Source organism: Stenotrophomonas sp. Steno-Z4 (genome assembly GCF_056393145.1).
Genome location: NZ_JBWJPC010000005.1, coordinates 101,769 through 127,450 on the forward strand (window position 1 = coordinate 101,769; position 25,682 = coordinate 127,450).

At 67.6% G+C, this 25,682-nt stretch carries 20 protein-coding genes; 16 read left to right on the top strand and 4 right to left on the bottom strand.

Features of this window, described 5'->3' with window-relative positions:
• Positions 1-3: 3 nt before the first annotated feature.
• On the top strand, positions 4-777 hold the full coding sequence (locus AC06E7_RS13020) for a lytic transglycosylase domain-containing protein (protein ID WP_478065011.1): 774 nt from the start codon (positions 4-6) through the stop codon (positions 775-777).
• Between the two features lie 7 nt (positions 778-784).
• On the opposite strand, the gene AC06E7_RS13025 is transcribed toward AC06E7_RS13020, so the two are convergent.
• Positions 785-2,305, bottom strand: a complete 1,521-nt coding sequence (locus tag AC06E7_RS13025; RefSeq protein WP_478065012.1) for a tetratricopeptide repeat protein — start codon at positions 2,303-2,305, stop codon at positions 785-787.
• A 143-nt stretch (positions 2,306-2,448) separates the two neighbouring features.
• On the opposite strand from AC06E7_RS13025, the gene AC06E7_RS13030 reads away from it, so the two are divergent.
• A complete protein-coding gene (locus AC06E7_RS13030) occupies positions 2,449-4,533 on the top strand; it encodes an NHL repeat-containing protein (protein WP_478065013.1) in 2,085 nt (694 codons plus the stop codon).
• A gap of 13 nt (positions 4,534-4,546) precedes the next feature.
• Here the strand turns inward: AC06E7_RS13030 and AC06E7_RS13035 are convergent, their stop codons facing one another.
• The gene (locus AC06E7_RS13035; RefSeq protein WP_478065014.1) at positions 4,547-4,921 is read right to left on the bottom strand and encodes a YciI family protein; all 375 of its coding nucleotides are present in this window, start codon (positions 4,919-4,921) and stop codon (positions 4,547-4,549) included.
• A 211-nt stretch (positions 4,922-5,132) separates the two neighbouring features.
• Between AC06E7_RS13035 and AC06E7_RS13040 the strand changes: the two genes are divergently transcribed.
• The 11 genes from AC06E7_RS13040 (at position 5,133) to AC06E7_RS13090 (ending at position 16,901) form a co-directional block, all read left to right on the top strand.
• Positions 5,133-5,552 (top strand): YciI family protein, encoded by a 420-nt coding sequence (locus AC06E7_RS13040; RefSeq protein ID WP_095364561.1) that lies wholly within the window; start codon positions 5,133-5,135, stop codon positions 5,550-5,552.
• Positions 5,553-5,584: 32 nt separating this feature from the next.
• Positions 5,585-6,010: a VOC family protein gene (locus tag AC06E7_RS13045; protein ID WP_068848927.1), complete on the top strand. Its 426-nt coding sequence runs from the start codon at positions 5,585-5,587 to the stop codon at positions 6,008-6,010.
• A 16-nt stretch (positions 6,011-6,026) separates the two neighbouring features.
• Positions 6,027-6,434 (top strand): VOC family protein, encoded by a 408-nt coding sequence (locus AC06E7_RS13050; RefSeq protein WP_307107520.1) that lies wholly within the window; start codon positions 6,027-6,029, stop codon positions 6,432-6,434.
• Between the two features lie 57 nt (positions 6,435-6,491).
• On the top strand, positions 6,492-7,754 hold the full coding sequence (locus tag AC06E7_RS13055; protein WP_478065015.1) for an RNA polymerase sigma factor: 1,263 nt from the start codon (positions 6,492-6,494) through the stop codon (positions 7,752-7,754).
• Between the two features lie 102 nt (positions 7,755-7,856).
• The gene (locus tag AC06E7_RS13060; protein WP_237334311.1) at positions 7,857-9,062 is read left to right on the top strand and encodes a hypothetical protein; all 1,206 of its coding nucleotides are present in this window, start codon (positions 7,857-7,859) and stop codon (positions 9,060-9,062) included.
• A complete protein-coding gene (locus AC06E7_RS13065) occupies positions 9,053-10,153 on the top strand; it encodes a hypothetical protein (RefSeq protein ID WP_068848933.1) in 1,101 nt (366 codons plus the stop codon). Before AC06E7_RS13060 ends, AC06E7_RS13065 begins: the two co-directional genes overlap by 10 nt.
• A 65-nt stretch (positions 10,154-10,218) precedes the next feature.
• On the top strand, positions 10,219-10,884 hold the full coding sequence (locus AC06E7_RS13070; RefSeq protein ID WP_068848935.1) for a hypothetical protein: 666 nt from the start codon (positions 10,219-10,221) through the stop codon (positions 10,882-10,884).
• Between the two features lie 18 nt (positions 10,885-10,902).
• The gene (locus AC06E7_RS13075) at positions 10,903-12,540 is read left to right on the top strand and encodes a CsgG/HfaB family protein (protein ID WP_478065016.1); all 1,638 of its coding nucleotides are present in this window, start codon (positions 10,903-10,905) and stop codon (positions 12,538-12,540) included.
• Between the two features lie 304 nt (positions 12,541-12,844).
• Positions 12,845-14,494: a M28 family metallopeptidase gene (locus AC06E7_RS13080; RefSeq protein WP_478065017.1), complete on the top strand. Its 1,650-nt coding sequence runs from the start codon at positions 12,845-12,847 to the stop codon at positions 14,492-14,494.
• A gap of 384 nt (positions 14,495-14,878) precedes the next feature.
• Complete coding sequence (locus AC06E7_RS13085) at positions 14,879-16,138, top strand: sensor histidine kinase (protein WP_093533046.1); 1,260 nt, start codon at positions 14,879-14,881, stop codon at positions 16,136-16,138.
• On the top strand, positions 16,128-16,901 hold the full coding sequence (locus AC06E7_RS13090; RefSeq protein WP_068848943.1) for a LytR/AlgR family response regulator transcription factor: 774 nt from the start codon (positions 16,128-16,130) through the stop codon (positions 16,899-16,901). The genes AC06E7_RS13085 and AC06E7_RS13090 overlap by 11 nt, the downstream gene beginning before the upstream one ends.
• Positions 16,902-16,961: 60 nt before the next feature.
• Here AC06E7_RS13090 and AC06E7_RS13095 read toward each other — a convergent pair whose 3' ends face one another.
• On the bottom strand, positions 16,962-17,576 hold the full coding sequence (locus AC06E7_RS13095; protein ID WP_068854530.1) for a hypothetical protein: 615 nt from the start codon (positions 17,574-17,576) through the stop codon (positions 16,962-16,964).
• Between the two features lie 321 nt (positions 17,577-17,897).
• Between AC06E7_RS13095 and AC06E7_RS13100 the strand changes: the two genes are divergently transcribed.
• Complete coding sequence (locus AC06E7_RS13100; protein WP_306989914.1) at positions 17,898-18,812, top strand: oxygenase MpaB family protein; 915 nt, start codon at positions 17,898-17,900, stop codon at positions 18,810-18,812.
• A 200-nt stretch (positions 18,813-19,012) separates the two neighbouring features.
• Here the strand turns inward: AC06E7_RS13100 and AC06E7_RS13105 are convergent, their stop codons facing one another.
• Entirely contained in the window at positions 19,013-21,133 is a 2,121-nt protein-coding gene (locus AC06E7_RS13105; RefSeq protein ID WP_449324828.1) for a M13 family metallopeptidase, read from the bottom strand.
• A 294-nt stretch (positions 21,134-21,427) separates the two neighbouring features.
• Here AC06E7_RS13105 and AC06E7_RS13110 point away from each other — a divergent pair, with 294 nt between their 5' ends.
• Together AC06E7_RS13110 and AC06E7_RS13115 are read left to right on the top strand one after the other, a co-directional pair.
• The gene (locus AC06E7_RS13110) at positions 21,428-24,376 is read left to right on the top strand and encodes a bifunctional diguanylate cyclase/phosphodiesterase (protein ID WP_320458161.1); all 2,949 of its coding nucleotides are present in this window, start codon (positions 21,428-21,430) and stop codon (positions 24,374-24,376) included.
• Between the two features lie 460 nt (positions 24,377-24,836).
• Complete coding sequence (locus AC06E7_RS13115; protein ID WP_478065018.1) at positions 24,837-25,631, top strand: DODA-type extradiol aromatic ring-opening family dioxygenase; 795 nt, start codon at positions 24,837-24,839, stop codon at positions 25,629-25,631.
• Positions 25,632-25,682 lie beyond the last annotated feature (51 nt).

Below are 25,682 nucleotides of genomic sequence, written 5' to 3' on the forward strand. Positions count from 1 at the left end.
GCCATGAAGCCCCTGCTGCCTGCCGTGCTGGCCCTGTTGCCGTTGCTGTTGCCCGGCACGGTGGCCGCGCGCACGGTGTATCGCTGCGTACAGAACAACACCGTCAGCCTGGCCACGGCGCCGGAGCCGGGTTCGAAATGCAAGGCGCAGCAGATCGACGACAACGCGGTGCGGGCGCCCAACCTGTGGGGCAACATGGGGGTGTTCAGCGGCACCTTGTATGAGCGCGAGCAGGATGGGCAGCTGGTGTACTCCACCCGCAACCTGCCCGGTTCGCGGGTGTTCCTGAAATTCACCGTCGCCACGCCACCGGGCGAACCCGCGCATGAAGGGCTGGGCAAGGTCGGCGCGCCGCAGCTCAACCGGCATGCGAAACAGTTCAAGGCGGCGGCGCGGGCCACGGGCGTGGACGATGCCTGGCTGCGCGCGATCGCCCATGCCGAAAGTGGCTTCGATGCCGGCGCAGTGTCGCCCAAGGGGGCGCAGGGGGTGATGCAGCTGATGCCCGATACCGCCACCGAACTGGGCGTGTCCGATCCGCTTTCCGCCGAGCAGTCGATCAATGGCGGCGCGCGGTACCTGAAGGCGCTGCTGGCGCGCTACAAAGGCGACCGCACGCTGGCGGCGGCCGCCTACAACGCGGGCATCGGTGCGGTGACCCGCTACAAGGGCGTGCCGCCGTATGCCGAAACGCTGGCCTACGTGGAGAAGGTGGGCGCGCTGTACGCGCGCTACCGCGAGGCGATGGGGTTCAAGACGGAAACCCCGGCGCGCTGACCTGCGCTCAGAAGGTGAACAGCGGGTAGGACTCGATGCGGCCGACACGACGCACCGCAGCCTGCACATCGGCACGTTGCTTGAGCTGCTTCCAACGCGTCGTAAGCAGGACTTCCTCCGGCAGCGGTGGCGCATCGCGCGTGTCCTGCAGCTCAAGCAGGGCATCGCTGCGGTCCATCGGGTCCTGCAGCTGGGCGATCAGTCCGGCCGCGGCTTCATCCATCCGATCCTCCAGCAACAGCGCCTCACGGTAGTGGCCGGGGGTTTCAACGCGGCTGGTGAACAGCTGCTCGCGCGCGCGCGACGCTGCGGCGGCATCGTCGAGCTGCAGGGCTGCCTGCAGTTCGATCACCGCCTTCGTGCTGCGGCCATACGTGCTCATGTTGTCCAGGCCCTGCATCGTTTCGCGTGCCATCAACGGACGGTGCAGTGCGGCATACAGGTTGGCCAGGTTGAGGCGCTGGCTGACCGTATCGCCCTCGGGGTCAGCCATGCGGATCGCCAGCAGCTGCGCGCCTACCGCGTCGTCGGCCTTGCCCAGGCGCCGGTAGGCGCGGCTGCGGGTGTCGAGCATCCACGCAATGTGGCGCGCCATCTCCGGCGGCGCCGAACGCGCGGCTGCGGCAGCCTCGGCGATGGGTGCGGTCATGCCCACTACTTCCTGCAGCTCGCCGGCCACCATGAGCGCCGAGGTCAGTTCAACGGCGGTTTCATTCACGCCCGGTGACAGCATGGTGTCCACGCGAAGCCGGTCGATATGGCGACGTGCGGCGGCCACCGGGTCGTAGCGGGGATCATCGCGGCGCAGGAAGCGGTCAAAGCGCTTGTCGGCGCGCAGACGCACCAGCGGGATCGGTGCATCGATGCGCTCCAGCGTGGCAGCGACCTTGTCGGTCTGGCCGGCCTCGACCTGGAGGATGGCCAGGATGGACCACAGTTCAACCGGTTCGATGCCGTCGATCTTCCACTCGCGGTCGAACAGACCCTGCAGCACAGCCAGGCGTTTGGCCGGCAGGTGCTTCAGGTCCGTGTCCAGCTGCCACACCATCTCGGCGGACATGTCCGGCTGCCCTTCGCCATCGGCCAGCGCGAGAATGACGTTGTCGGCGGCGTTCTCCGGCGTGCCATCGACCATCTGCGTCCACGCCAGCCGCAGCCGCGCGTAGGCGTTGCGTGGATTGATCGCCAGCGCCTGCTGCAGGCGCTGCAGGGCGATGTCGTCCTGCTTCTGTGCACCGGACACCATGGCCGCCGATGCCCATACGTCGCTGCGCTGGGCCACCTCCAGCTGCGCCATGCGCGGATCGACCAGCAGGCGATCCAGGGTAATGGCCGCGCCCAGGCTGTCACCCGCGTCGGACTGCTGCAGGGCGGCGCCTACTTCGGCCAGGAACGTGGCGTTGGCGGGCGATGCCTCAAGAGTGGAAGCATCCAGGGTAGCGCCACTGGCAACGGCGGCCGCGCCTGCGGCCGGCACCCCGCACAGCAAGAGCAGCAGGACGAGGGCAGTGCCGGTATGGCAGGTCATGCGGTGCTTCCTTCCTTGGTCTGAGCCACGATTGAAACCGGAACGCGGCATCCACACAAGTCGATGCGGACGCACGCAGGGTTTGCAGGCACGCGGCGAGCGGCTAAGGTCGTGTCCCGAACGGGTAGCAGGCAAGGACAGCGATGACGCGCGCACGATGGGCAATGGTGGCGCTGGTAGGCGTGGCGGTGGCAGCGGCACTGACGTGGACCTTTCTGCGCGAACCGGCCGCGCCGGCTCCGCCGCCGGGCCCGGTGGCCACGGTGCTGGGCTGGACCCCGCAGGTCAGCCTGCTGGCCGGTGACGGCGTGGGCGGCCTGCGCGATGGCGCGGCGGCGCAGTCGCAGTTTGCTGATCCCTATGGCCTCGCACTGGATGCGCACGGCGTGCTGTATGTGGCCGATGCGGGCGACAACAATCGCATCCGCCGGGTGTTTGCCGATGGGCGGGTGGACACGCTGGCCGGGCAGGGCGAGGGCTGGCGCGATGGCCCGGCGCTGCAGGCGCAGTTCAATACGCCGTCAGGCATTGCACTGGATGGTGCCGGCAATGTGTTCGTCGCCGATACCGGCAACCATGTGATCCGACGGATCGGCACCGATGGTGTGGTCAGCACGATTGCCGGTGATGGCACCGCCGGTTACGCCGATGGCCCGGCCGCACAGGCGCGCTTTGACGGGCCGATGGGCGTGGCGGTGGATGCCGGTGGCCGTGTGTTCGTGGCCGATACCTGGAACGACCGCATCCGCGTGATCGAGCCCGATGGCCAGGTGCGCACGCTGGCCGGCGGTGATACGCCGGGCAACGTGGATGGGGCAGGGGTGGGTGCGCGGCTGGACACGCCCGTGGCGTTGGCGCTGGATTCGCACGGCAACCTGCTGATCGCCGATCTGCTCAACGCCGCGATCCGCCGGCTGGCGCCGGACGGCACGCTGGATACGCTGCTGGCCCGCGGCAGCCTGCTCAACGGGCCGCTGGCGCTGGCGGTGACCCACGATGACGTGGTGTATGTGAGCGATTTCGACGGCAAGGTAGTGCAGTTGTCGGCACTGGGCCATGTGGTGGACCTCACCGGCGCGTCGGCGCAGCCACGCTTCTCGCGGCCGGGCGGGCTGGCGCTGGATGCCGATGGCGGGCTGTATGTGTCCGATGCGGCGTCATACCGCGTGCATCGCCTGCGTGCGCTGGCGGCCGGCGCCACGCCGGCGCCGTCATTGATCGGTCCGGCCGCCGATGCCGCGCTGCCGCACACCGGTGGGCGCTGGCCACTGGCTCCGCAGCTCGGCTGGCATGAGGTGGTGGGCACGCTGGGTGAGGTGCGCGGCAACTTCAGTGGTGAGAGCCGCCACCACCTGCACGATGGCTTTGATATCCGTGGCGATGTCGGGCAGACGGTGCTGGCGATGGCCGATGCGAAGGTGAGCAGTCCCTTCCCGAGCTGGTCGGTGGGCGGGCAGGCAGAAGGGTTGTCGCTGGACCGGCTGCGCTACATCCACATGAAGGTGGGCCGCGATGCGCGTGACCGCGCGTTCGACGCGCGCTGGCCGCAGCTGCGCGACCTGGACGGCAAGCTGGAGCGGGTACGCGTTCGCCGGGGCACGCGCTTCAAGGCCGGCGAGCCGCTGGGCAGCATCAACCGCATGGCGCACGTTCACTTGAGCGTCGGCGCGGGTGGATTCCAGCGCAATGCGGTGGCGCTGGGCTTCGTGGGCTACGCCGACAGCTTTGCGCCGCGCATTACGGACGTCGCGGTGCTGGATGACCTGGACCAGCCAATCAAGGCCGGGGCGAACGGGCGCGTGCCGATTCCGCGCGTCGGGCCGGGCGTGCAGATCGTGGTGGAGGCGTGGGACCAGGTGGACAACAACCTGCCGCGGCGTCGGTTGGGGGCGTATCAGGTGGGGTACCAGATCCTGGACGCGGCTGGTACGCCGCTGGCGGGGTACGAGCAGCCGCGCTTCAACATCGTGTTCAACCGGATGCCGCGCGAGGACAGTGCCACGGTGGTGGCGTATGCGCCGGACAGTGGGATTACCGTGCACGGCAGTGCGGTGACGCGGTTCCGCTACCTGGTGACCAATACCGTGCGCGATGGCTTGGTGGAGACCGGGCGCTGGCAGCCGGAGGCATTGCCGGCGGGGGATTACATCATTCGTGGGAGCGCGCGGGACTACAGCGGGAACGAGGCGATCGGAGAGCGCGAGTTGAAGGTCACGGTGTTGCCGTGATTTCCAGGCAACCTCAGGCGCCGACCCGGCGGCGTTCTGCTTCGAAGTCGGCTACCGGGCGGACTTCGATGCTGCCGTAGCGCGACCACGGGAACCCTTGGGCGATGCGCAGGGCTTCATCGTGGTCGCTGGCGTTGATGAGGTTGAAGCCGGCGAGCAGTTCGCGGGTTTCGGCGAATGGGCCGTCGGTGATGCGCGCCTGCGCCTGGCGCGTGCGCAGGGTGCGCGCCTGGGCGACCGGCTCGAGCTGCTGCGAGGCGATCAGCGTGCCTTCGGCCTTCAGCTTGTCAGCATGCTGGATGCAGCCGCGCATCATGGCGTCGTATTCCTCGGCGGGCACGTCCTGGATCAGGGCTTCGTCGATATAGATCAGCAGCAGGAATTGCATGGCCGGCGCACCGCTGGGCAGGGGATGCCCATGATGCCCCAGCCTGCGCTGCGGTCCTGTTGCAGTGCAGCGCTGCTGGCCCGTTCAGGGCCGTGACCGTCAACAGCTGCCGGCATCGGAATATTTTTTGGCAGGCTTGTCGATTTCCGTTCCACTGGGGCGTCGTATCTCATGAAGGGCCCGCCAACCGGGCCGACAACGAGGAAAGCCGATGAAAGTCATGGTGATCGTGAAGGCGACCGAGGCCACCGAGGCCGGGGTGCTGCCCACCGAGGCGCAGTTCCGGGACATGGGCGCCTTCAACGAGGAGCTGGTCAAGGCCGGGATCATGCTGGCCGGCGATGGCCTGCGCCCCAGCAGCCACGGCCGCCGGGTCGCCTACACAGGCACGGCACCGCAGGTGATCGACGGCCCGTTCGCCGAAACCCGCGAGCTGGTGGCCGGGTTCTGGCTGTGGCAGGTGCGTTCGGTGGACGAAGCCACCGAATGGCTCAAGCGCGCCCCGTTCCTGCCCGGCGACGTGGTGGAGATCCGCCCGTTCTATACCGAAGAAGATTTTGGCGAGGTTTTCACCCCGGAATTACGTGCGCAGGAACAGCGTCTGCGCGAGCAGATCGGCCAGGCCGACTGACCCACCCCCCCCGTGCTTTTCAGGAGATTCCCATGAAACTGATCCCGTTCCTTGGCTTCAGCGGCCAGACCCACGAAGCCATGGCGTTCTATGCCCAGGTGCTGGGCGGCAAGGTCACCTCGGAAATGAAGTACAGCGACATGCCGCCCAGCGACAACATGGACGGCTGTGGCGACAACCCCGGCCCGTCCGATCCGAACCTGATCGCGCACAGCCAGCTGGAAGTGGGCAGCGCGATCCTGATGGCGGCCGATGGCCCGCCTTCTTCGGGCCAAGGCACCACCACGATCAACATCGAGGTGGAAACCGAGGAAGAAGCCGAGCGCGTGTTCAAGGCGCTGTCCGAGGGCGGCAAGGTCACGTTCCCGATCGGCGAAACGTTCTGGGCCAAGCGCTGGGGCATGCTGGAAGACCGCTACGGCAAGCCGTGGATGGTCAACTGCATGAAACCCTACTGATTACGGGAAACCCACCATGTCCGACACGCCCCAGATGATCTTCGTGAACCTGCCCGTCCGCGACCTGGACAGGAGCAAGGCGTTCTTCACCGCGCTGGGTTTCACGCCCAACCTGACCTACACCGATGACAAGGCGGCCTCGTTCAACATCAGCGACACCATCATGCTGATGCTGCTGCTGGAGCCGTTCTTCGCCACCTTCATCAACCGGCCCATCGCCGATGCGCGCAAGCAGGCGCAGGTGATTCTTGCGTTGTCTTCGCCCAGCCGCCCGGCGGTGGATGAAACCCTGGAGAAGGTGCTCAAGGCCGGCGGCAGTGAACCGACCCCGCCGCGCGATTACGGCTTCATGTACCAGCGCAGCTTCGAGGACCTCGATGGCCACCTGTGGGAAGTGGCGCACATGGATGGCGAACCCGGCTGATGCCAAGTGCCGCGCCGCACCTTGTGCGGCGCGGTGACGGATGCTCTCATTCGCCGCATGGAAGCTGCGCTGACACAACGACTGGATACCCTCTGGCGCATGGAGTCGCCGGCGCTGATCGCACGCCTGGCGCGGATGCTGGGCGGCGATATCGGGCGTGCCGAAGAACTGGCCCAGGACACCTGGCTGGCCGCGCTGGAGCGCTGGCCCAGCCAGGGCGTTCCGGATAATCCGGGAGCGTGGCTGATGACTACTGCACGCAATCGCGCCATCGACGTGCTGCGCCAGCACCAGCGCGTGGCCGGCCAGCATGCGCAATGGGGCAGCGAGCTGGAGCCGCAGCCCTTGCCGCTGCCCGACGACAGCGACGCCCTGCAGGACGACATCGGGGATGACCTGCTGCGGCTGATGTTCGTGGCCTGCCACCCGGTGCTGTCGGCCGATGCACGGGTGGCACTGACCCTGCGCCTGCTGGGCGGCCTGACCACCGATGAGATCGCGCGCGCGTTCCTGCAGCCGGAGCCGACCATTGCCCAGCGCATCGTGCGCGCCAAGCGCACGCTGGCCGACAAGCAGGTGCCGTTCGAAGTGCCGCGCCAGGCGGCATTGCCGGAACGGCTGGGCTCGGTGCTGGCGGTGGTGTACCTGATCTTCAACGAAGGCTACGCGGCCAGCAGCGGCGATGACTGGATGCGTCCGGCGCTGTGCGAGGAGGCGCTGCGGCTGGGCCGGGTGCTGCAGCAGCGCCTGCCGACCTGGCCGCAGGTGCACGGCCTGCTGGCGCTGATGGAACTGCAGGCCTCACGCTCGGCCGCGCGCGTGGATGTGCACGGCAACCCGATCCTGCTGCCCGACCAGGACCGCAGCCGCTGGGACCACCTGCAGGTGGCGCGCGGGCAGGCGGCGCTGCAGCAGGCCGTGGCGCTGGGTGGGGCCGATGATGGCTACGTGCTGCAGGCGGCCATCGCCGACTGCCACGCGCGCGCGCGCCACGCCGATGCGACCGACTGGGCGCGCATGGCCGCGCTGTATGCGCGGTTGGCGGAAGTGCAGCCCTCACCGGTGGTGGAACTCAACCGCGCGGTGGCGGTATCGCGCGCGGAAGGGGCGGCAGCGGCATGGCCGCTGGTGGAGCAGCTGGCCGACGATCCACGGTTGCGCGACTACGCGCCGATGGCGGCGGTGCAGGGTGACCTTTTGTCGCAGATGGGCCGGCACGCAGAGGCGGCCGATGCCTTTGCGCGGGCGGCGCGGCTTACTCCCAACGCGCGCGAACGCGCGCTGCTGCAGGCGCGGGCGGCGCAGCTGCAGCCGGACTGACACAATTCTCCTCTTGCCCGAAACCTGAACAGGCACTATGGTGGCGCCTCACAAAAGTGACCGGGCGCCTTGCCGGGTCCGTTCGAGAAGGATTGCGGGACGATGGTTTCAGGGAAGAAGCGTACGCGCGCGCGTAGCGCGTGGCTGTTGTTGTGCGGGTTCGTACTGGTTGGCACTGCCACCTTCGCCAGCGCCGCGCAGGCCGCCGACAAATCGCAGCAGGCCTATTGGGCCGGTTTTGCCTACACCGCCGACCAGAGCGCCGTTGAAGCCAGCACCCCGCGCGCGGCCGCCGTGCTCAAGGCGCGTGGCCTGGCCCCGCTCAACCAGGCCCTGTGGGCCCGGCTGCAGGCGCAGCGCCCGGCCAGCCTGGAACTGATCGACCAGCCGCTGGCGATGCTTGATGGAACCACCAGTGCCACGGTGCTGGCCACCGCGCTGGACCGCGAGCTGGTGTCCATCGAACCGATCGGTGGCCAGTACAAGGTGCTGGTGGAAGTGGCGCTGCAGGCGCTGTTCTTCGATTTCCGCGAACGCCAGGTGGTGGCGTCCTACCCGATCACGCTGCAGCGCATCGACGTGATGGAGTTCCTGCCGGACGAGGACGACATCGACGCGATCGTGGCCGACCTGCTGTACGGCAAGGCCGCCACCGGCCTGCCGCAGGTGCTGGCCGATACGCTGGCCAAGGCGAAGCTGCCGGCCGCGTCGACGCGCCGCCTGCAGGTGGGCGAGGTGACCCTTTCCGATGCGGTGCGCGCCAAGCTGCCCGATGCGGTGGATGAGCAGGTGCTGCGCGCCACGCTGGCCCATGAACTGTCCAAGACGCTGTCGTCCAACACCGGCATCGGGTTGCTGCCGCCGGCCACCGGCCAGGCGATCGGCGGTGCGATGGCCGCGCGCTTTGCCGACGGCAAGGTGTACCAGCTGAAGATCCCCGAGCCGGATTACGTGGTGAAGCTGCGCCTGGATGCGCTGAAGAACGGCGTGATCAATGAAACCCCGGCGATGAAGACGATGCTGTTCGGCGCGTTCTTCCAGGCCACGGTGGTGGAGCCGTTCTCGGGCAAGGTGTTCTTCGACCAGCCGCTGCGCAAGGGCGCCACCAAGGTGGTGCCGTCGACCCAGTGGCACGTTGACCAGTGGTCGGCCAGCTACGAAACCACGCTGGCCGGCCTGGACGCCTTCGCCGGCGCCGCCGCCAAGCGCGCGGATTCGAAAGCGTGGCTGGACGAACAGAAGCCCGGCGGCAAGCCGCTGCAGCAACAGACCCAAGCCCTCCAGGAGTTGATCACCTCATGCCGTTGATTCGTGCCGTACTGCTGATTCTCATTGCACTGATGGTTGCCGCGCCGGTTGCGGCGCAGACCGCCAGCTCCCGTGGTACCGGTTCGGCCAGCTATGGCCTGCGCCTGAGTGCCGATACCCGCGCCCAGGCCCTGAACAAGGCCAAGGTCAATGCACTGGAGGCGTACATCGCCGAATCCGGCGCGGCCAAGCTGCGCCTGTTCGAAGACCGCCGCGCCGAGTTCATCGGTGAAATCGACCGCTACGTGCTGTCGGCGGTGCCGCTGTCGGACACCGAAGACAAGAAGGCCAAGACCTACACCGTCAGCGTCCGCGCCGAGATCAATACCACCCTGCTGCAGACCAAGCTGGATGCCGGCTCGGCCACCGCCGGTGCACGCAGCAACGAGCGGTCGATGCTGACCTTCCTGTTCATGGCGCGCTCGCAGGACACCGTGCAGTCGTTCCAGGACAAGGAATACCGCCGGGTCGACGCCAGCCAGAGCTACGACGAGAAGACCCGCGAAGGCGACAGCTTCCGTGGCAACTCGGTGAGCACCAACGGCAGCATCAACCAGAACGCGTCGGTGTCGATCACCGCCGGTGGCAGCACCACCGCGCGCAGCGACAACATCGCCTGGAAGGTGGCCAACGCCAACGAGATCAACACAGCCATGACCGGCGCGTTCAGCGCAGCCGGCTATGAAGTGGTGGAAGCGGAATACGTGGAAGGCGAATCGCGTGGCCTGCTGAGCATCGAGCGCATCCGCAAGGACTTCAGCACCGGCAACGACCTGTCGGCCGCCACCCTGCGCGATACCGCCAATGGCATCAAGGCGGCCAACATCCCGTACCTGGCCGTAGGCACGCTGGACGTGGGCATGCGTGACCGCGATCCGGTCAGCGGCAACACCCGCGTGTTCGTCACCGTCACCGGCAAGGTGCTGGACGTGAGCGGTCGCTTCCCGAAGACCGTGTCGTCGGTAGGCCCGGTGCAGTTCTCCGGCACCGGTCCGAACGAGACCGTGGCCCGCACCAATGCGCTGCAGATCGCCGCCGAGAAGGGTGCGCAGCAGATGATCAACGAATTGAACGTCAAGGCCGTGCGTTAAGGCGTACCGACCAACGGTCGGTACCCACCGGTTCGCGCCAACATTTTCCAACAAGGAATTACCCAATGATCCGCAAGACCCTCATCGCCTTGGCCATCGCCACGACCTTCGCCGCCCCGGCGCACGCGCAGTTCGGCAAGCTGAAGGACCTGGCTGGCGGCGGCAACAGCGCCGCGGCCGCTTCGGCCGGCGCCCCGGACGAAGCCGCGCAGGAAGCGCTGGTGCGTCGTTTCGTGTCCTCGCAGTCGCACTCGATCGACGCGCAGACCTCCTTCGCCAAGGCCTTCGGCCTGGCCGAGCAGGTCAAGCTGCTGGAAGCCGAGCGCATGGCGCTGTCGTCCGGTTCGGTCAACGTGGACCAGATGAAGAAGTCGGTGTCGGTCAGCGAAGCGGCCCAGGCTGCGATCGATGAGCGCGTGGCCGCGCAGCCGGAGCTGAGCGCCGAATCCAAGCAGCACTACACCACCGGCCTGGTCGCCCTGGTCGCGTCCGCTGCCGAAGGCCAGAAGCTGAGCGGTGAAGCCAGCAACTTCGCCAACGGCATGAAGAGCCTGAGCGGCACCCAGCTGGTCACCGTGGGCCGCAAGCTGGCCGCCGGTGCGTGGGTGGCCAAGGAATCGCCGGGCTACCTGAAGGGCCTGTACTCCTCGTCGAAGGCCGCGCTGACCTTCGCCCGCGCCGCCAAGATCAAGGTGCCGGGCAACGCCGAGTCGATGCTCGACAGCCTGTAATCGAAAGGATCGCCACGCATGCAGACCCCATACCGACTGTTGAGCCTGGCCCTCACCGCTACCCTGCTTGCCGCCTGCGGCAAGCAGGAGGCACCGGTGGAGACCGCGGCGCCGAAGGCCGAATCCAAGCTGGACGCACCGGCTGAAAAGCCGCTGCGCGGGTCCCCGGATTTCGGCGGCACCACCCAGGTGGCGCGCGAAGCCGATGGCATTGGCAGCACGCCGGAGCTGGCGGTGCTGGCAGCGCTGCAGTCGGCGGTGGCACAGGTCAACGGCGTGCGTGTCGCCAGCCAGATGCAGAGCCTGCGTGCGGGCCTGCATGTGGACGTGGATGGGGAACACGTCGGCGATATCCGCGCCGACGCGTTTTCCCAGCAGATGATTGCCGCTTCCCAAGGGGCGGTGCTGGGTTACGAGATCCTCTCGCAGGAAGAAGTCAGCCAGCTGGATGAAGAAGTGATTGCCCGCGTGCGCGCCAGCGACGCCGGCTACAGTTATTCGGCGTCTGCCTCGGCCAGTGGCTCGGCGCAGGCGCAGGCAGAGGCTGCCGGTGGCGGGAGTTCCGCATCGGCCAGCATCAAGGAAAGCTACAAGGAACAGGCCAGCGTGGATGCCAAGCGCGGCGCGCAGTCATTCGAATCCGATGTCAGCCGCCGCACGATGCGCAGCTACTGGAAGGTGCGCGTGCGTGCCGACATCGCCAAGTACCGCGCCCCGGACGAACAGGGCCGGCCGAAGATCGTGGTGGCCCAGCCGCACGTGCGCAGCGGTACCTACGCCGTCGGCGATGGCCGGGTGGCCAGTGAGGAAGTGGCCGCGGCCATTCGCGCGCGCCTGAATGACACGCTGACCCAGACCAAGCGCTTCATCGTGCTGGACCGTGAGTTCGGCGAGGAGATGCAGGCCGAGATCGACCACATCAACAGCGGCAACGTGCGCCTGCAGGACACCGCGCGGCTGGGCCAGCAGCTGGCCACCGACCTGATCCTGATTCCGACCATCGAACGCTTCGAGTACCCGCGCAGCGTGCGCAACCTGCGCATGTCCGACCGCCAGGTGACCTCGTATTCGGGCGGCGGGCGCATCACCCTGCGCCTGATCAACGCGACCACCGGTGAGGTGGTGATGTCTGACAGCTTCGATCACCAGCTGGCCTCGACGGGCCCGAGCACCCTGCCGCGCGTGGTGGATGGCAAGGGCATGGCGGCGGCGATGATGGATTCGCTGTCCGGGCAGATCGGCACGGCGATCATCACCGAGATCTTCCCGGTGTCGGTGGTGGCCATGACCGGCGACCAGGTGGTGCTGAGCCAGGGCGGTGAATCGCTCAAGGCCGGCCAGCGCTGGCAGGCGGTGATGCTGGGCGAGGAACTGAAGGACCCGCAGACCGGGCGTTCGCTGGGCCGCAATGAAACCCCGTGCTGCACGATCCGGGTGGACCGCGTGGCATCGCAGACCTCCTACGGCACCATCGAAGGCGGCGCGGACCTGGGGGGAGCGAGCTTCAAGCCCGGTTCGATCGAGCTGCGTTCGCAGGCCGGTGCGGTGAAGCCGGCGGCGTCGGCGGCGACGGCATCCAGCGGCAGCGCGAAGCCGAAGCCGGCGCGCGCGGCGGCACCGAAGGCGGCGGCGCCGGCGGAAGATCCGAACTGGTGAAACAGCGTACCGACCAACGGTCGGTACCTACCGGGGGGCGTAACGGTTGTTGAAAGGCGTACCGACCAACGGTCGGTACCTACCGGGGCGTGACGGTCGTTGAAAGGCGTACCGACCAACGGTCGGTACCTACCGGGGCGTGACGGTCGTTGAAAGGCGTACCGACCAACGGTCGGTACCTACCGGGGTAGCGCACGACCGTTGGTCGTGCGGCGGCGCACAGCGCCGGGCGGTTGCGCGCGGAAGGCGGAAACGCCGGGAATGGGTATGATCAGAGGATGATGCCCCTGTCCCGGAGAAAACGATGAAGCGAGTGGTTTTGAGCGTGCTGGCACTGTCGGTGTCCAGCGCCCTGATGGCGGCGACGCCGAAATTCGATGGCGCACGGATCTCCGCCGACGTCAAGGAACTGGCCTCCGACGCCTATGAGGGCCGCTCGCCCGCCACGGCCGGCGAAGCGAAGACCATCGCTTTCCTCAGCAAGCAGTTCGCGGCCGCCGGCCTGCAGCCGGGCGGCGACCTGAAAGATGGCAAGCGCCTGTGGACCCAGGCCGTGCCGCTGCTCAAGGGCGATATCGTCGGCACCCCGAGCCTGGCGCTGTCCAGCAAGGGCAAGCCGCAGTCGCTTACCCAGGGCCAGGAAATCGCCGTGCGCGCGGCCATGAATGGCGCGTCCGAAGTGGATATCCAGAACGCCCCGCTGGTGTTCCTGGGCTACGGCGTGAACGCGCCGGAGCGCAACTGGAACGACTTCAAGGACGTGGACCTGAAGGGCAAGATAGCCGTCGTGCTGATCAACGACCCGGATTTCGAAACCGGCGAGGGCGATTTCGACGGCAAGGGCATGACCTATTACGGCCGCTGGACCTACAAGTACGAAGAGGCCGCCCGCCAGGGTGCGCTGGGCGTGCTGATCGTCCACGAAACCGCGCCGGCCTCCTACGGCTGGGCCACGGTAGCCGGCTCCAACACCAACACCATGTTCGACGTGGTCCGCGACAACCCGGCCGAAGCGCACCCGCTGCTGGAAGGCTGGATCCAGCGCGACCTGGCGGTGGACCTGTTCAAGCGTGCCGGGCAGGACTTCGAGGCGCTGAAGAAGCAGGCCCAGCGCCGCGATTTCAAGCCGGTGGAGCTGAAGGGCGAAACCCTGTCGGCCAAGTACGCGGTGAAGACCGAGGTGATCACCTCGCACAACGTGGCCGCGCGCCTGGAAGGCAGCAAGCACCCGGATGAAACCGTGGTGTACAGCGCGCACTGGGACCATATCGGCGTGGGCAAGCCGGATGCGAACGGCGACACCATCTTCAACGGCGCGCTGGACAACGCCAGCGGCACCGCCTCGCTGGTGGAACTGGCCCGTGGCTTCGCCAAGGGCAAGCGCCCGGAGCGTTCGGTGCTGTTCCTGGCCGTGACCGCCGAAGAGAAGGGCCTGCTGGGTTCGGAGTTCTACGCCAGCCACCCGCTGTACCCGCTGGCCAAGACCGTGGCGGTGATCAACATGGATGGCATGGCGCCGTTTGGCCCGTCGCGTGATTTCGGCATCTATGGCTCGGCCAAGCTGGAACTGCTGGACCAGCTGAAGGACGTGGCCAAGGGCTGGGATATCCGCTACACCCCGGACCCGAAGCCGGAAGCCGGCCTGTTCTTCCGTTCCGATCACTTCCCGTTCGCCAAGCGTGGCGTGCCGGCGGTGTCCTACTCGGCCGGCCAGGACTGGGTGGACGGCGGCGTGGCCGCAGGCAAGGCGGCCTCGGACGATTACACCGCCAAGCGCTACCACCAGCAGGGCGACGAGTGGCAGGCGGACTGGAAGTTCGCCGGCGCCGCCCGCGACCTGGAAGTGCTGTACACGCTGGGCAACCAGCTGGCCAACAGCCGCGCCTGGCCGAACTGGAGCGATGACTCGCAGTTCCGCGCACCGCGCGACGCCAGCGCCGCCGAGCGCAAGTAAGCACCACGCCCCGCCGGCACCTGCCGGCGGGGCATGGTCTTCGGCCTGCTGTACGTGGGACACGCATGGCGTGTCGCTACGCGGCCCCCAGACCGGTCGCGCAGGGACACGCCATGCATGTCCACGCGGGCCCCAGACCGGCCGTAGGGACACGCCATGCGTGTCCATGCGGGCCCCGGACCGGCCGTAGGGACACGCCATGCGTGTCCACGCGGGCCCGGACCCGTCGCCGTAGGGACACGCCGTGCGTGTCCACGCGGTGCCTGGCACCCCGGCGCCGCGCCGGCACCGTTTCATCCCTGCTTTCCCGGCTTCCATCGCATGGCGCTTGTGCCCTCCACGGGCACGGCTATCCTCACACCATCCCATCGTGAAGACGCCGCCGTGTTTGCCAGCCTTTCCCTGATTCTCCGTATTCTGGTGGCCTGGGCCGCGGCGATCGTCGTGGCCGGGTTCGTGTGGAGCGGCTTCTTCCACGGCATGGATGAAGGCCCGGGCTGGGTGTTCGGACTGCTGGCGCTGTTCCTGATGATCACCGCGCTGGGCAGCTGCATCACCCACCTGCGCCGGGTCTCGACCCTGGCAGGGCGCCTGGATGCGGCCACCCTGTCCAGCCGCCAGCGGCGCCAGATCGAACTGCCGATGGACGCCGGCGAGGCCTTCAGCCTGGTTGAACAGGCGATCAAGGAACTGCCGCGCGTGGAAGACATCGAAAGCGCCGCCGGCAGCCTGCAGGTGCGCGCCTACGTGCGCCGCGTGGACCCCTACAACGGCCGCCCGCCGTCGCGCTGGAACCTGCCGGCGCGCTGGGCGATCAAGCGCAACAGCGTGCTGGCCACGGTCACCCCGGGGCAGGGCACCAGCAGCGTGACCCTGGTGTTCGAACCCGATGCCGGGGTGTGGGCCGACCTGCTGGCGGTGGACGAAGGCAGCAACTACGAGAACGCCGAAGCGGTCAGCCGCGCCATCACCCGCCGCGTGTCCGAACAGCGCCGCGACGAGCAGGCAGCGGCCGAACAGACCGCCACGGAAAAGGAACTGTCGGTGGCGCGGCTGAACCTGCTGCACGCACAGGTGGAACCGCACTTCCTGTACAACACGCTGGCCAACGCGCAGGTACTGACCCGCACCGATCCGCCGCGCGCCGACCAGATGCTGGGGCACCTGATCCAGTACCTGCGCAGTTCGCTGCCGAGCGTGGACGAATCGATGTCCACCCTGGGCGTGGAGCTGGAGCGCACCAAGGCCTACCTGGAAATCCTCAAGATCCGCATGGGCGCGCGGCTGGCACTGCAGGTGGATGTGCCGCCGGCGCTGGAAACCGTACCGCTGCCGTCGATGGCGCTGCAGACGCTGGTCGAGAACGCGATCAAGCACGGGCTGGAGCCCAAGCCCGGTGGCGGCACGGTGTGGATCATCGCGCGCGCCTTCGATGACCACGTCACCCTGACCGTGGCCGACGACGGCCTGGGCTTCGGGCAGGGCAGCAGCGGCACCGGCATCGGCCTGAAGAACCTGCGCGAACGGCTGCGCCTGACCTGCGGTGAACGCGCCGGCGTGGCCATCGTGTCCAACTTCCCCAGCGGCGTGGCGGCAACGATCACCTTGCCGCGCGACGCACGCGAGGCGATCCATGCTGCTTGATGCCCTCATTGCCGAAGACGAAGACCTGCTGCGCCAGTCGCTGGTGGCCCAGCTGCAGCGGCTGTGGCCGGAACTGCGGCTGGTGGCCGAATGTGAAGACGGCGCCAGCGCGCTGGAGCGGCTGGCCGAACTGAAACCGGACCTGGCCCTGCTCGACATCCGCATGCCTGGCATCAGCGGCATCGAGGTAGCGCGCGCGCTGCCGGAGATCAGCCCGCGCACCCAGGTGGTGTTCGTGACCGCCTACGACCAGTACGCGATCGATGCCTTCGAGCAGGGCGCGATGGATTACCTGCTCAAGCCGGTCAGCGACGAGCGGCTGCTGGCCACGCGCGAGCGCATCCTGGCGCGCATGCAGATGGGCCGGCCGGACAACGCGATGCTGGAGCAGCTGCTGCAGCGCCTGGGCCAGCAGCCCGGGGCGCACTCGAACGCGCCGCCGCTGGCGTGGATCACCGCCAGCAATGGCCGCGATACGCAGCTGATCATGCTCGAAGACGTGGTCTACTTCCGCGCCGACAGCAAGTACACCACGGTGGTGACCGAGGCCGGCGAAAGCCTGCTGCGCACGCCGCTGCGCGAGCTGCTGGAAGTGCTGGACCCGCAGCGCTTCCGCCAGATCCACCGCTCCACCATCGTCAACATGAAAGCGGTGGCGGCGGTGAGCCGCGATGACACCGGCCGTGGCCAGCTGCGCCTGAAGCAGCGGCCGGAAGTGCTCAACGTGAGCCAGCCGTTCATGAGCCTGTTCCGCGGCATGTAGAAAAACAATGCCACCGTGTTCGCGCACGGTGGCATTGGGATCCCCCTGGACCTGGTGGGGTCAGAAGGCCGGTTGCAGGTGCAGGTTCTGGCCGGGGTCGGGTTCGCCGACGTGGTTGAGCTGGCCGACCAGTTCCGAATGCTGCTTCATGCGCCCGATCTCACGCATGATGCGGATGTCTTCGTGGCGCAGCTCACGCCTGGCAGTGACCGCCTGCTTGTAGTCGAGCACTTCCGGGTAGAGCTGGGCCATGTCCAGCGCTTCGGCCACGCATTCCACGGTGTCGGCATCGGAGGTGATCCGCGCCCGGCTGTTGAACGCCTTCATCCAGCGCTCGAAGCCGGCGGTGTGGTCGAACATGTTGGCCATGAACCAGATCACGAACAGGATCGAGACCCACGAGCCGAACACGATCACCACGCGGGTGAAGGTGATATGGAAGTCGTCCTTCCACAGGTAGTTGGCGATCAGCCCGAGGATCAGCAGCGAGGCCGCCTGCCACCCAACGATGGACGCCATCAGCCACTGGCCCTTGGCCTTGGCCAGGGTGGCCACTTCTTCGCGGATCTGCTGCTCACTCTTGTTGCGCCAATGCGCGACCTGCTTTTCGAACGGGCTGCCGTAGAGCTCGTTGTCCTGGAGCAGTAAACCTAAACCTTTGAACAAAGCGATCATCACGGGCTCCTTCGGGAACGTGCAGCGGCGCATTTGGACGGACGGTGAGGCGGGTTCAGTTCTAGCACTTTCGTTTCGCTTGGCAATGGGCAGTGCGACAAAACGCCGCAGGGGACTTAACTGAATGCGCAGGGCGCCGAAATTTTTGCGCGGTGCATCATGTAAAACTGCTGGTGAAGCGAAAAATTCCCGCCGTTTTCTGCTGCGACCGCACAATGTGTAGGCCGGTGCCGTGCAGGACGTGGTCGGGGCGACGTGGATCACGCAGAATTGACGCAACCGCGCAGGATCGCCGGCCTCTTCACCCATGGAAGCACCCCGATGTCGTCACTGCTGCACCGCCTCACCCGCCCCGCCACCGTACCGATCCGGCGCTGGGTGCTGGGTGCGTTCCCGCGCGGGCAGAGCGGCATCGATTACGACCACCCGCTGGGCGACCCGGGCTGGTTCGGCCCGGACAGCGTGACCTGGCGGGTGCATGCCGAGTTTCCCGGGATGCTGGCAGGTGGGCTGTGCGCGCTGATGCTGCAGACCCTGCACCCGCTCGCGCTGGCCGGGGTGTACGACCATTCCAACTTCCGCGATGACCTGGTGGGGCGGCTGCGCCGCACCACGGCGTTCGTGGCATGTACCAGCTACGCGGCGTCGGGCGAAGTGGAGGCGCTGGTCGGGAAGGTGAAGCGCATCCACGCACACGTGCGCGGGCAGACGCAGGATGGGCAGGCGTATTCGGCCGATGATCCGGCGTTGCTGACCTGGGTGCATGTCACCGAGGCATACGGCTTCCTGCAGGGCTACCGGCGTTACTGCCGCGAGGTGCCGGAGCCCATCGCCGACCGGTACTACGACGAGTACCGGCGCGTGGCCGAAGCGTTGGGTGCCACCGATGTGCCGGCTTCGGAAGCGCAGGTGGAAGCGTATTTCGCGCGGCAGCAGACGCTGCTGCGGTTCGATGCGCGCTCACGTGAAGTGCTGGCGGTGTTGTCCAGCATCCGGCTGCCGGTACCGATGGCGGGGCTTTCGCGCGAACTGTTCCTCGGCGCCGGTGCTGCGCTGCTTCCAGAGTGGGCCACGACGATGCTCGAACGAACGCCGTTGCAGCGCACCCAGGCACGGGCTTCCGCGCGGTTGCTGCAGGGCATGTCGCCCTTGTTCCGCCGCGCGCTGCAGGACGGCGTAGCGGCGCGCGCCTGCGCGCGTGTAGGCGTGCCAACAAGCACGCTCGCCCATTGGTGAACCGGATGACGGATCGGCAGGGTCGGTTCCCAAACGACTGCCGATAACGTGTGCGATTTCATTTACGCATGACCTGAAACGAAGGCGTCTCTCCGTTCAACGTCATGCGTCCCCGTGCCGATCATCGCCATCGGCAGTCGTTTGGGAACCGACTCTACCAGCGGGTACAAAAAAAACGGGCGCCGAAGCGCCCGTTCCTGTCACCACACCTTGACCCGCTTTTCGGGGGCCAGGTACAGCTTCTGGCCGTCCTTCACCTCGAAGGCGGGGTACCACGCGTCCAGGTTGCGCACGGTGAGCGCGCGGAACTGGCCGGGGGCGTGCACGTTGGTCAGCAGCGAATTGCGCAGGGCCTGTTCGCGGGCCTTGCTGCGCCACGCCTGGGCGAAGCCCAGGAAGAAGCGCTGGTCCGGCGTGAAGCCTTCCAGGGTCTGGCCCGGCTTGCCCTGCAGCGACAGCTGGTAGGCGTCGTAGGCCGTGGCCAGGCCGGCCACGTCGGCGATGTTCTCGCCCAGGGTGAGGCGGCCGTTGACCGACACGCCCGGGAACGGCTGGTAGCTGCTGAACTGCGCAGCCAGCGCATCGCCGGCGGCATTGAACTTCTTCAGGTCCTCGGCCGTCCACCAGTTGTGCAGCTTGCCGGTTTCATCGAACAGCGCACCGGCGTTGTCGAAGCCATGGCTGATCTCATGGCCGATCACCGCGCCGATCGCGCCGTAGTTCACCGCATCATCGGCGGCACCGTCGAAGAACGGCGGCTGCAGGATCGCGGCCGGGAACACCAGGCGGTTTTCCAGCGGCACGTTCATGGCGTTGATGGTCTGCGGCAGCATCGCCCATTCGCTGTGGTCCACCGGCTGGCCCAGCTTGGCCAGGTTGCGGCGGTACTCGAACTGGCTGGCGCGCTCGGCGTTGCCCAGCGCATCGTCGCGCTTCACTTCAAGGCCGGTGTAATCGCGCCACTTGTCCGGGTAGCCCATGCCCACGGTGAGGCCTTCGACCTTGGCCTTGGCGTGCGCCTTGGTTTCCGGCGACATCCATTCCAGCGCGTCGATGCGCTTGGCGAAGGCGGCGATGATGTTCTTTGCCATTTCATCGGCGCGCGCCTTGGTGGCCGGGTCGAAGTGCTTTTCGACATACAGCTTGCCGATCGCTTCGCCCACGGCGTTGTTGCTCTCATCCACCGCACGCTTCCAGCGCTCGCTCTGCTGCGGGGTGCCGTTGAGGGTGGTGCCGTGGAAGGCGAAGCGCGCATCGGCCAGTGCCTTGGGCAGGTACGGCGCGGCGCGGTCCAGGGCGTGGAAGGTCAGGTAGTCCTTCCACACATCCAGCGGTTCGGTGGCGACCAGGCGCGAAATGCCGGCCACGGCCTTGGGCTGCCACACGATGAAGTCGTCCTGCTTGTCCAGGCCGGCGGCTGCCAGGAACGCGGCCCAGTCCATGCCCGGCGCCTTCGCGCTCAGGTCGGCCTGCTTCCACGCGTTGGCACCCTTGGCCACGTCGTTGGTTTCTTCCTGGGTGGCGTGCGCCTGCGCGATGCGGGTTTCCAGCGCCAGGATGCGCTGCGCCTTGGCGGCCGGGTCGGCTACGCCGGCCAGCTGCAGCACCTGGGCGATATAGGCCTGGTACTGCTTGCGGATATCGGCCATGCGGCCGCCCTGCAGGTAGAAGTCGCGGTCAGGCAGGCCCAGGCCACCCTGCACCAGGTAGGGCGCGTTGCGGTCCGGCTGCAGCAGGTCCACCGACACCCAGGTGCCGAACAGGCGGTCGGTGTAGAAGTTGGTGGCGTTGAGCAGGTCCACGTCGGCGCGCAGGGTGCCGCCCAGGGCGGTGGCCAGCGCGGCCTTGTCGCCGATGCCGCCGATGGCATCCAGCTCGGGCTTGATCGCGCCCATGCCGCGCGATTCGATCCCGGCCTCGTCCATGAAGGCGGCGTAGTAATCGCCGATCAGCTTGGTTTCGCCGCTGGCCTTGGTATCGGCGGCGGCGCCTTCGAGGATGGCGCGGGTGTCGGCCAGGGTCTTCTCGGAAATGACGTTGAAGCTGCCGTAGCTGGAGCGGTCGGCCGGAATTTCGGTGTTCTTGACCCAGCTGCCGTTGGCGAAGCCGAAGAAGTCATCGCCGGCGGCGACGCTGCGGTCCATGCCGGCGGCATCGAAGCCGAAGCTGCCCAGCTGCGGCTTGGGCGCGGCGGGCGGGGCGGCGGTATCGGCCGGCGGGGCGGCGGTCGGCGCGGCCGCATCGCGGTCGCAGGCGGCCAGGCCCAGCGACAGGCTGGCGGCAATGGCAAGCATCAGGGTGGGGCGGCGCAGCTTGGACATGGACTTCTCAGGCAACGGGGAAACCCCAAGTCTAATCCGCCGCCCGGCCCGGGAACCGGCGGGATCTGGCGGGAGTTGTGGCCGCATTGGGCTGCGTCAAGGTGTGACGGCTGTCGCACCCCTTCCCGAGCCGGGCGGGCTGGTGCATGCTGGGGGCAAGGCGCTGGGCCAAGGCCTTGCCCGTTGGGAACGGGCAAGAGAGACGTCAAGAAATTGCGACGTCGGCCGCTCAGGTTTGGGGAAACCAGGAAGCGTTTACATGAAGTCAGGCCGTCACCGAGGTAGAGGTACGCGATGCCCGCGCTGAGCCAGCCCATGGCGCGGCCGCTGCGCACCATCGTGTGGCTGGGCATCGGCCTGGGCCTGCTGCTCGGTGCGGGCCTGGTGGTGATGCTGGCCAATGATTACCAACGCCGGTTGGAGGCCGCCCAGCGGCAGAGCACGGCGCTGGCTACCGGTTCGCAGCGCCTGCTGCGACTGGAACTGCGCAACCTGGAACGTGCCATGCGCGGCATTGCCGCCGACGGCGCGCAGCTGTTCGAGCACGTGCCGGCGCAGGCGCCGGACCTGCTGGACGAAGCCATCGATGGGGTGCTGCAGCGGCATGCGGAGCTGGAAAGCATCGTGGTGGTGGACCAGTTCGGCCGTGCGCTGACCAGCGGCGGCGGTGACCTGACCCTGCCGCTGTGGGCGGTGGAGGCCCATCGTGGCCAGGACAGCCAGCTGTATCTGGGGCCGCCGCAGGACCTGGGCATGCGCCGCTGGGTGCTGCCGCTGGCGCTGCGCATGGGCGAGGACCGGTGGCTCCTCAGCCGGCTGCATACCAGCGAGCTGCAGTCGATCATCAGCGGGCTGGATATCGGCCTCCACGGCGTGCTCTCCATCAGTGATGTCACCGGCCACCTGCTGGCGCGCAGCCCCGACAACGACGGCTTGACCGGCCAGCAGTTCAAGCTGCAGCGGCGCGACCTGCTGGGCAGCGATACGGTGCTGCCGCTGGGCGTCGAACACAGTCCCATCGACAAGGTCGAGCGCATCACCACCCTCACCACGCTGGCCGAGTACCCGCTGGCGGTGTACGCCGGGCTGGGCCGGCAGGATGTGCTGGCGCCGTGGTGGCCCTACGTGCAGGCCTCGATCGGCCTGTACCTGCTGTACTGGGGTGCGTTCGCGCTGGTCTACACCAGCCTGCGCCGTGCCACCCGCCGCCAGGATGCGATGAGCGAGGAGCTGCGCACCGGCCATGCCGAGCTGCGCATGGCCCACCAGGTCGGCAAGATCTGCACCTGGACGGTGGACGAGGATGCGTCGGTGCTGCGCTGGTCGCCGCTGGCGCGGGAAATATTCGGCATCCCGCTCGATTCCCTGCCGGTGGCCGATTTCTTCAACCGGGTGCACCACGAGGATGCACAGCGGTTGCAGGCGGCGTTCGACGATGCGTTTGCCGGCAATGGCGTGCTGGATGAGATGTTCCGCATCGTGCTGCCGGGCGGTGCCACGCACTGGGTATCGGCGCGTGGCCAGCAGGTGGGTGGGAGCGACCGCGAGCGGCGCATGATCGGCGCGCTCACCGACGTGAGCGAGCGGGTCCAGGCGCTGGCACGCGCGCAGCAGGCCGAGCGCCAGTTCCGCCTGCTTTTCGACCGCAACCCGGCACCGTTCTGGGTGTTCGATCCGGACACGCTGCGGTTCCTGGAAGTGAACGAAGCGGCGGTGCGCCAGTACGGCTACAGCCGCGATGAATTCCTGGCGATGAGCATCCTGGACATCCGCCCACGCGAAGGCTGGGAGGAAATCCGCGGCGCGATTGCCAACGCCGCCAGCGGCGACCTGCAGGATGCCAAGGTGCGCCTGCACCGGCGCAAGGACGGCACCGTATTCGAAGTGCGCGCGCACCTGGCGCGGTTGGACTTCGACGGGCGCGAGGCCTGCCTGGTGCTGGCCGAGGACATCAGCGACCGCATGGCCTATGAGCGTGACCTGGCCTACCACGCCACCCACAACCCGGCCACCGGGCTGCTCAACACGCGCGCGCTGGCCGCGCAGCTGGATGAGGAAGGCGGCAGCTACACCATCGCCTACGTGCAGTTCCGTGGCCTGCAGCTGGTGGCCGATACGCTGGGCCGCGAAGTGGGCGACGTAGTGCTGCAGGCCATGGCCAAGCGCCTGGGGGGACTGGGCGTGCGCTATGGGTTGCTGGCGTTCCAGCCGGCCGAGGATTTCATCTTCGCCATCCGCGACGACCACGAGCGCCAGACCGCGCTGGATACGCTGGTGCAGACCGTCTCCGAACCCGTGCGCGGACAGGACTGGCTGCACCAGTTCGAACCGCGCATCGGCGTGGCGGTGAAGTTCGACGGCGATGTGGTGAGTGCCGAACAGGTGATCGGCATGGCCGCGCAGGCCGCGCATGCCGCGCGCGACGAAGGCAGCGTGATTGCCTGGTTCGACAGCGCGGTGAGTTCGCGGCTGGCCGACCGGCTGCGGCTGGCCGGGCGCATCCACAGCGCGATCGACGCCGAATTCGCGCTGTACTTCCAGCCGATCTGCCACGCCAGCGATGGCAGCCCGGCGGCGCTGGAGGCGCTGCTGCGCTGGCCGCAGGCCGATGGCAGCTTCATTCCGCCGGGCGAGTTCATCCAGCTGTGCGAAGACACCGGGTTGATCCTGGCGCTGGGCCGCTGGGTGATCCGTGAAGCAGCGCGTGCGCAGCGCCAGCTGGTGGATGCCGGCTGGGACCTGCCGATTGCGGTGAACGTCTCGGCGGTGCAGTTCTTCAACAGCGACCTGGTGGCCGAGTTCAGCCGTGCCAGCCAGGAATTCGGGCTGGCGCGCGGCGCACTGCACGTGGAGCTGACCGAGAGCAGCCTGATGCGCAAGCCGGGCCAGGCCAAGCAGACCATGCAGCGCATGCACGAGCAGGGCATCCATATTTCGCTGGACGATTTCGGTACTGGTTATTCGAACATGTCCTACCTGCAGCACCTGCCGCTGGACATCCTGAAGATCGACCGCAGCTTCGTGGCCGATGTGGAAACCAACCCGCGCAACGCCTCGATCTGCCGCGCGCTGTTGTCGCTGGGCCACAGCATGGGCCTGACGGTGATCGCCGAAGGCGTGGAAACCCCGGGCCAGCACGAATGGCTGGCCGCGCACGGCTGCGACCAGGTGCAGGGCTTCCTGCTGGGCCGGCCGGCGCCGCTGGCCGACGTGATAGGACGGCTGGAAACCGCCGCCGCGTAAAACGGCGGCCGCCATGCCGAACGGTAGCGCCGACTGTTAGTCGGCTGCATCACCAGGCGCAGGGCTACGGGCAGCCATGTGCTGTGGCGAAGAGCAGCCGACTAACAGTCGGCGCTACCAGTAGATGTCACCAGTAGATGTCACCAGTAGATGTCACCAGTAGATGTCACCCAGTAGATGTCACCAGTAGATGTCACCAGTAGATGTCACCAGTAGATGTCACCAGTAGATGTCACCCAGTAGATGTCACCCAGTAGATGTCACCAGTAGATGTCACCCAGTAGATGTCACCAGTAGATGTCACCCAGTAGATGTCACCCAGTAGATGTGACCCAGTAGATGTCACCCAGGGTGCGCCATCAGTGGAACAATGCGCACTGGATTTGGCATTTATCATCACCGGTGAAAGCAATAAGCTGGGTCGGCATCGTTCTCGGTGCATTTGCCTGCTGGAGCCCCCATGACCCGCCTGCCCTCGCTGTACATCTCCCATGGTTCGCCGATGACCGCCCTGACTCCCGGGCTGGTGGGCGTGCGCCTGGCCGAGCTGGCCGCGCAGCTGCCGCGCCCGCGCGCGATCGTGATGGCCTCGGCGCACTGGCTGACCCGCCAGCCGGTGGTGGGCGCGCACCCGCAGCCGCCGACCATCCATGATTTCGGCGGCTTCCCGCAGGCGTTGTTCGACCTGCAGTACCCGGCGCCGGGCGACCCGTCCCTGGCCGAGGAAGTCGCGCAGCGGCTGGTGGCGGCCGGGCTGCCCACCGGCGTGGACCCGACCCGTGGCCTCGACCACGGCGCGTGGGTGCCGCTGCGCCTGCTCTACCCGCAGGCTGACATTCCGGTGGTGCCGCTGGCGCTGCAGCCGCTGCAGGGCCCGGCCCACCAGTTCGCGCTGGGCCGCGCGCTGGCGCCGCTGCGCGAGCAGGGCGTGCTGCTGGTCGGCTCGGGCAGCATCACCCACAACCTGCACGACTTCCGCGACTACCAGCGCGGCGGCGAAGCGCCCTATGTGCGCCCCTTCATCGAATGGGTGGAGCAGCGCCTGCAGGCCAACGACAGCGCCGCGCTGCTCGATTACCGCCGGCAGGCGCCGTATGCCGAACGCGCGCACCCCACCGACGAGCACTTCCAACCGCTGCATTTCGCGCTTGGTGCCGCCGGCGGTGAGGTGCTGGGCGCGCAGCGCATCGATGCCGGCATCGATGCGGGCATGCTGGCGATGGACATCTACCGCTTCGACGGCGAGGCGGCCTGAGTTCGCCGTTGTAGGACGCGGTTCGGGGTGGGTGTGGTAATTTTTTTCCAG

Excerpts from the sequence above, each read along its gene's own strand:
- AC06E7_RS13020 (WP_478065011.1), top strand. The coding sequence starts at position 4 with ATGAAGCCCCTGCTGCCTGCCGTGCTGGCCCTGTTGCCGTTGCTGTTG.
- AC06E7_RS13025 (WP_478065012.1), bottom strand. The coding sequence starts at position 2,305 with ATGACCTGCCATACCGGCACTGCCCTCGTCCTGCTGCTCTTGCTGTGC.
- AC06E7_RS13030 (WP_478065013.1), top strand. The coding sequence starts at position 2,449 with ATGACGCGCGCACGATGGGCAATGGTGGCGCTGGTAGGCGTGGCGGTG.
- AC06E7_RS13035 (WP_478065014.1), bottom strand. The coding sequence starts at position 4,921 with ATGCAATTCCTGCTGCTGATCTATATCGACGAAGCCCTGATCCAGGAC.
- AC06E7_RS13040 (WP_095364561.1), top strand. The coding sequence starts at position 5,133 with ATGAAAGTCATGGTGATCGTGAAGGCGACCGAGGCCACCGAGGCCGGG.
- AC06E7_RS13045 (WP_068848927.1), top strand. The coding sequence starts at position 5,585 with ATGAAACTGATCCCGTTCCTTGGCTTCAGCGGCCAGACCCACGAAGCC.
- AC06E7_RS13050 (WP_307107520.1), top strand. The coding sequence starts at position 6,027 with ATGTCCGACACGCCCCAGATGATCTTCGTGAACCTGCCCGTCCGCGAC.
- AC06E7_RS13055 (WP_478065015.1), top strand. The coding sequence starts at position 6,492 with ATGGAAGCTGCGCTGACACAACGACTGGATACCCTCTGGCGCATGGAG.
- AC06E7_RS13060 (WP_237334311.1), top strand. The coding sequence starts at position 7,857 with ATGGTTTCAGGGAAGAAGCGTACGCGCGCGCGTAGCGCGTGGCTGTTG.
- AC06E7_RS13065 (WP_068848933.1), top strand. The coding sequence starts at position 9,053 with ATGCCGTTGATTCGTGCCGTACTGCTGATTCTCATTGCACTGATGGTT.
- AC06E7_RS13070 (WP_068848935.1), top strand. The coding sequence starts at position 10,219 with ATGATCCGCAAGACCCTCATCGCCTTGGCCATCGCCACGACCTTCGCC.
- AC06E7_RS13075 (WP_478065016.1), top strand. The coding sequence starts at position 10,903 with ATGCAGACCCCATACCGACTGTTGAGCCTGGCCCTCACCGCTACCCTG.
- AC06E7_RS13080 (WP_478065017.1), top strand. The coding sequence starts at position 12,845 with ATGAAGCGAGTGGTTTTGAGCGTGCTGGCACTGTCGGTGTCCAGCGCC.
- AC06E7_RS13090 (WP_068848943.1), top strand. The coding sequence starts at position 16,128 with ATGCTGCTTGATGCCCTCATTGCCGAAGACGAAGACCTGCTGCGCCAG.
- AC06E7_RS13095 (WP_068854530.1), bottom strand. The coding sequence starts at position 17,576 with ATGATCGCTTTGTTCAAAGGTTTAGGTTTACTGCTCCAGGACAACGAG.
- AC06E7_RS13100 (WP_306989914.1), top strand. The coding sequence starts at position 17,898 with ATGTCGTCACTGCTGCACCGCCTCACCCGCCCCGCCACCGTACCGATC.
- AC06E7_RS13105 (WP_449324828.1), bottom strand. The coding sequence starts at position 21,133 with ATGTCCAAGCTGCGCCGCCCCACCCTGATGCTTGCCATTGCCGCCAGC.
- AC06E7_RS13110 (WP_320458161.1), top strand. The coding sequence starts at position 21,428 with ATGCCCGCGCTGAGCCAGCCCATGGCGCGGCCGCTGCGCACCATCGTG.
- AC06E7_RS13115 (WP_478065018.1), top strand. The coding sequence starts at position 24,837 with ATGACCCGCCTGCCCTCGCTGTACATCTCCCATGGTTCGCCGATGACC.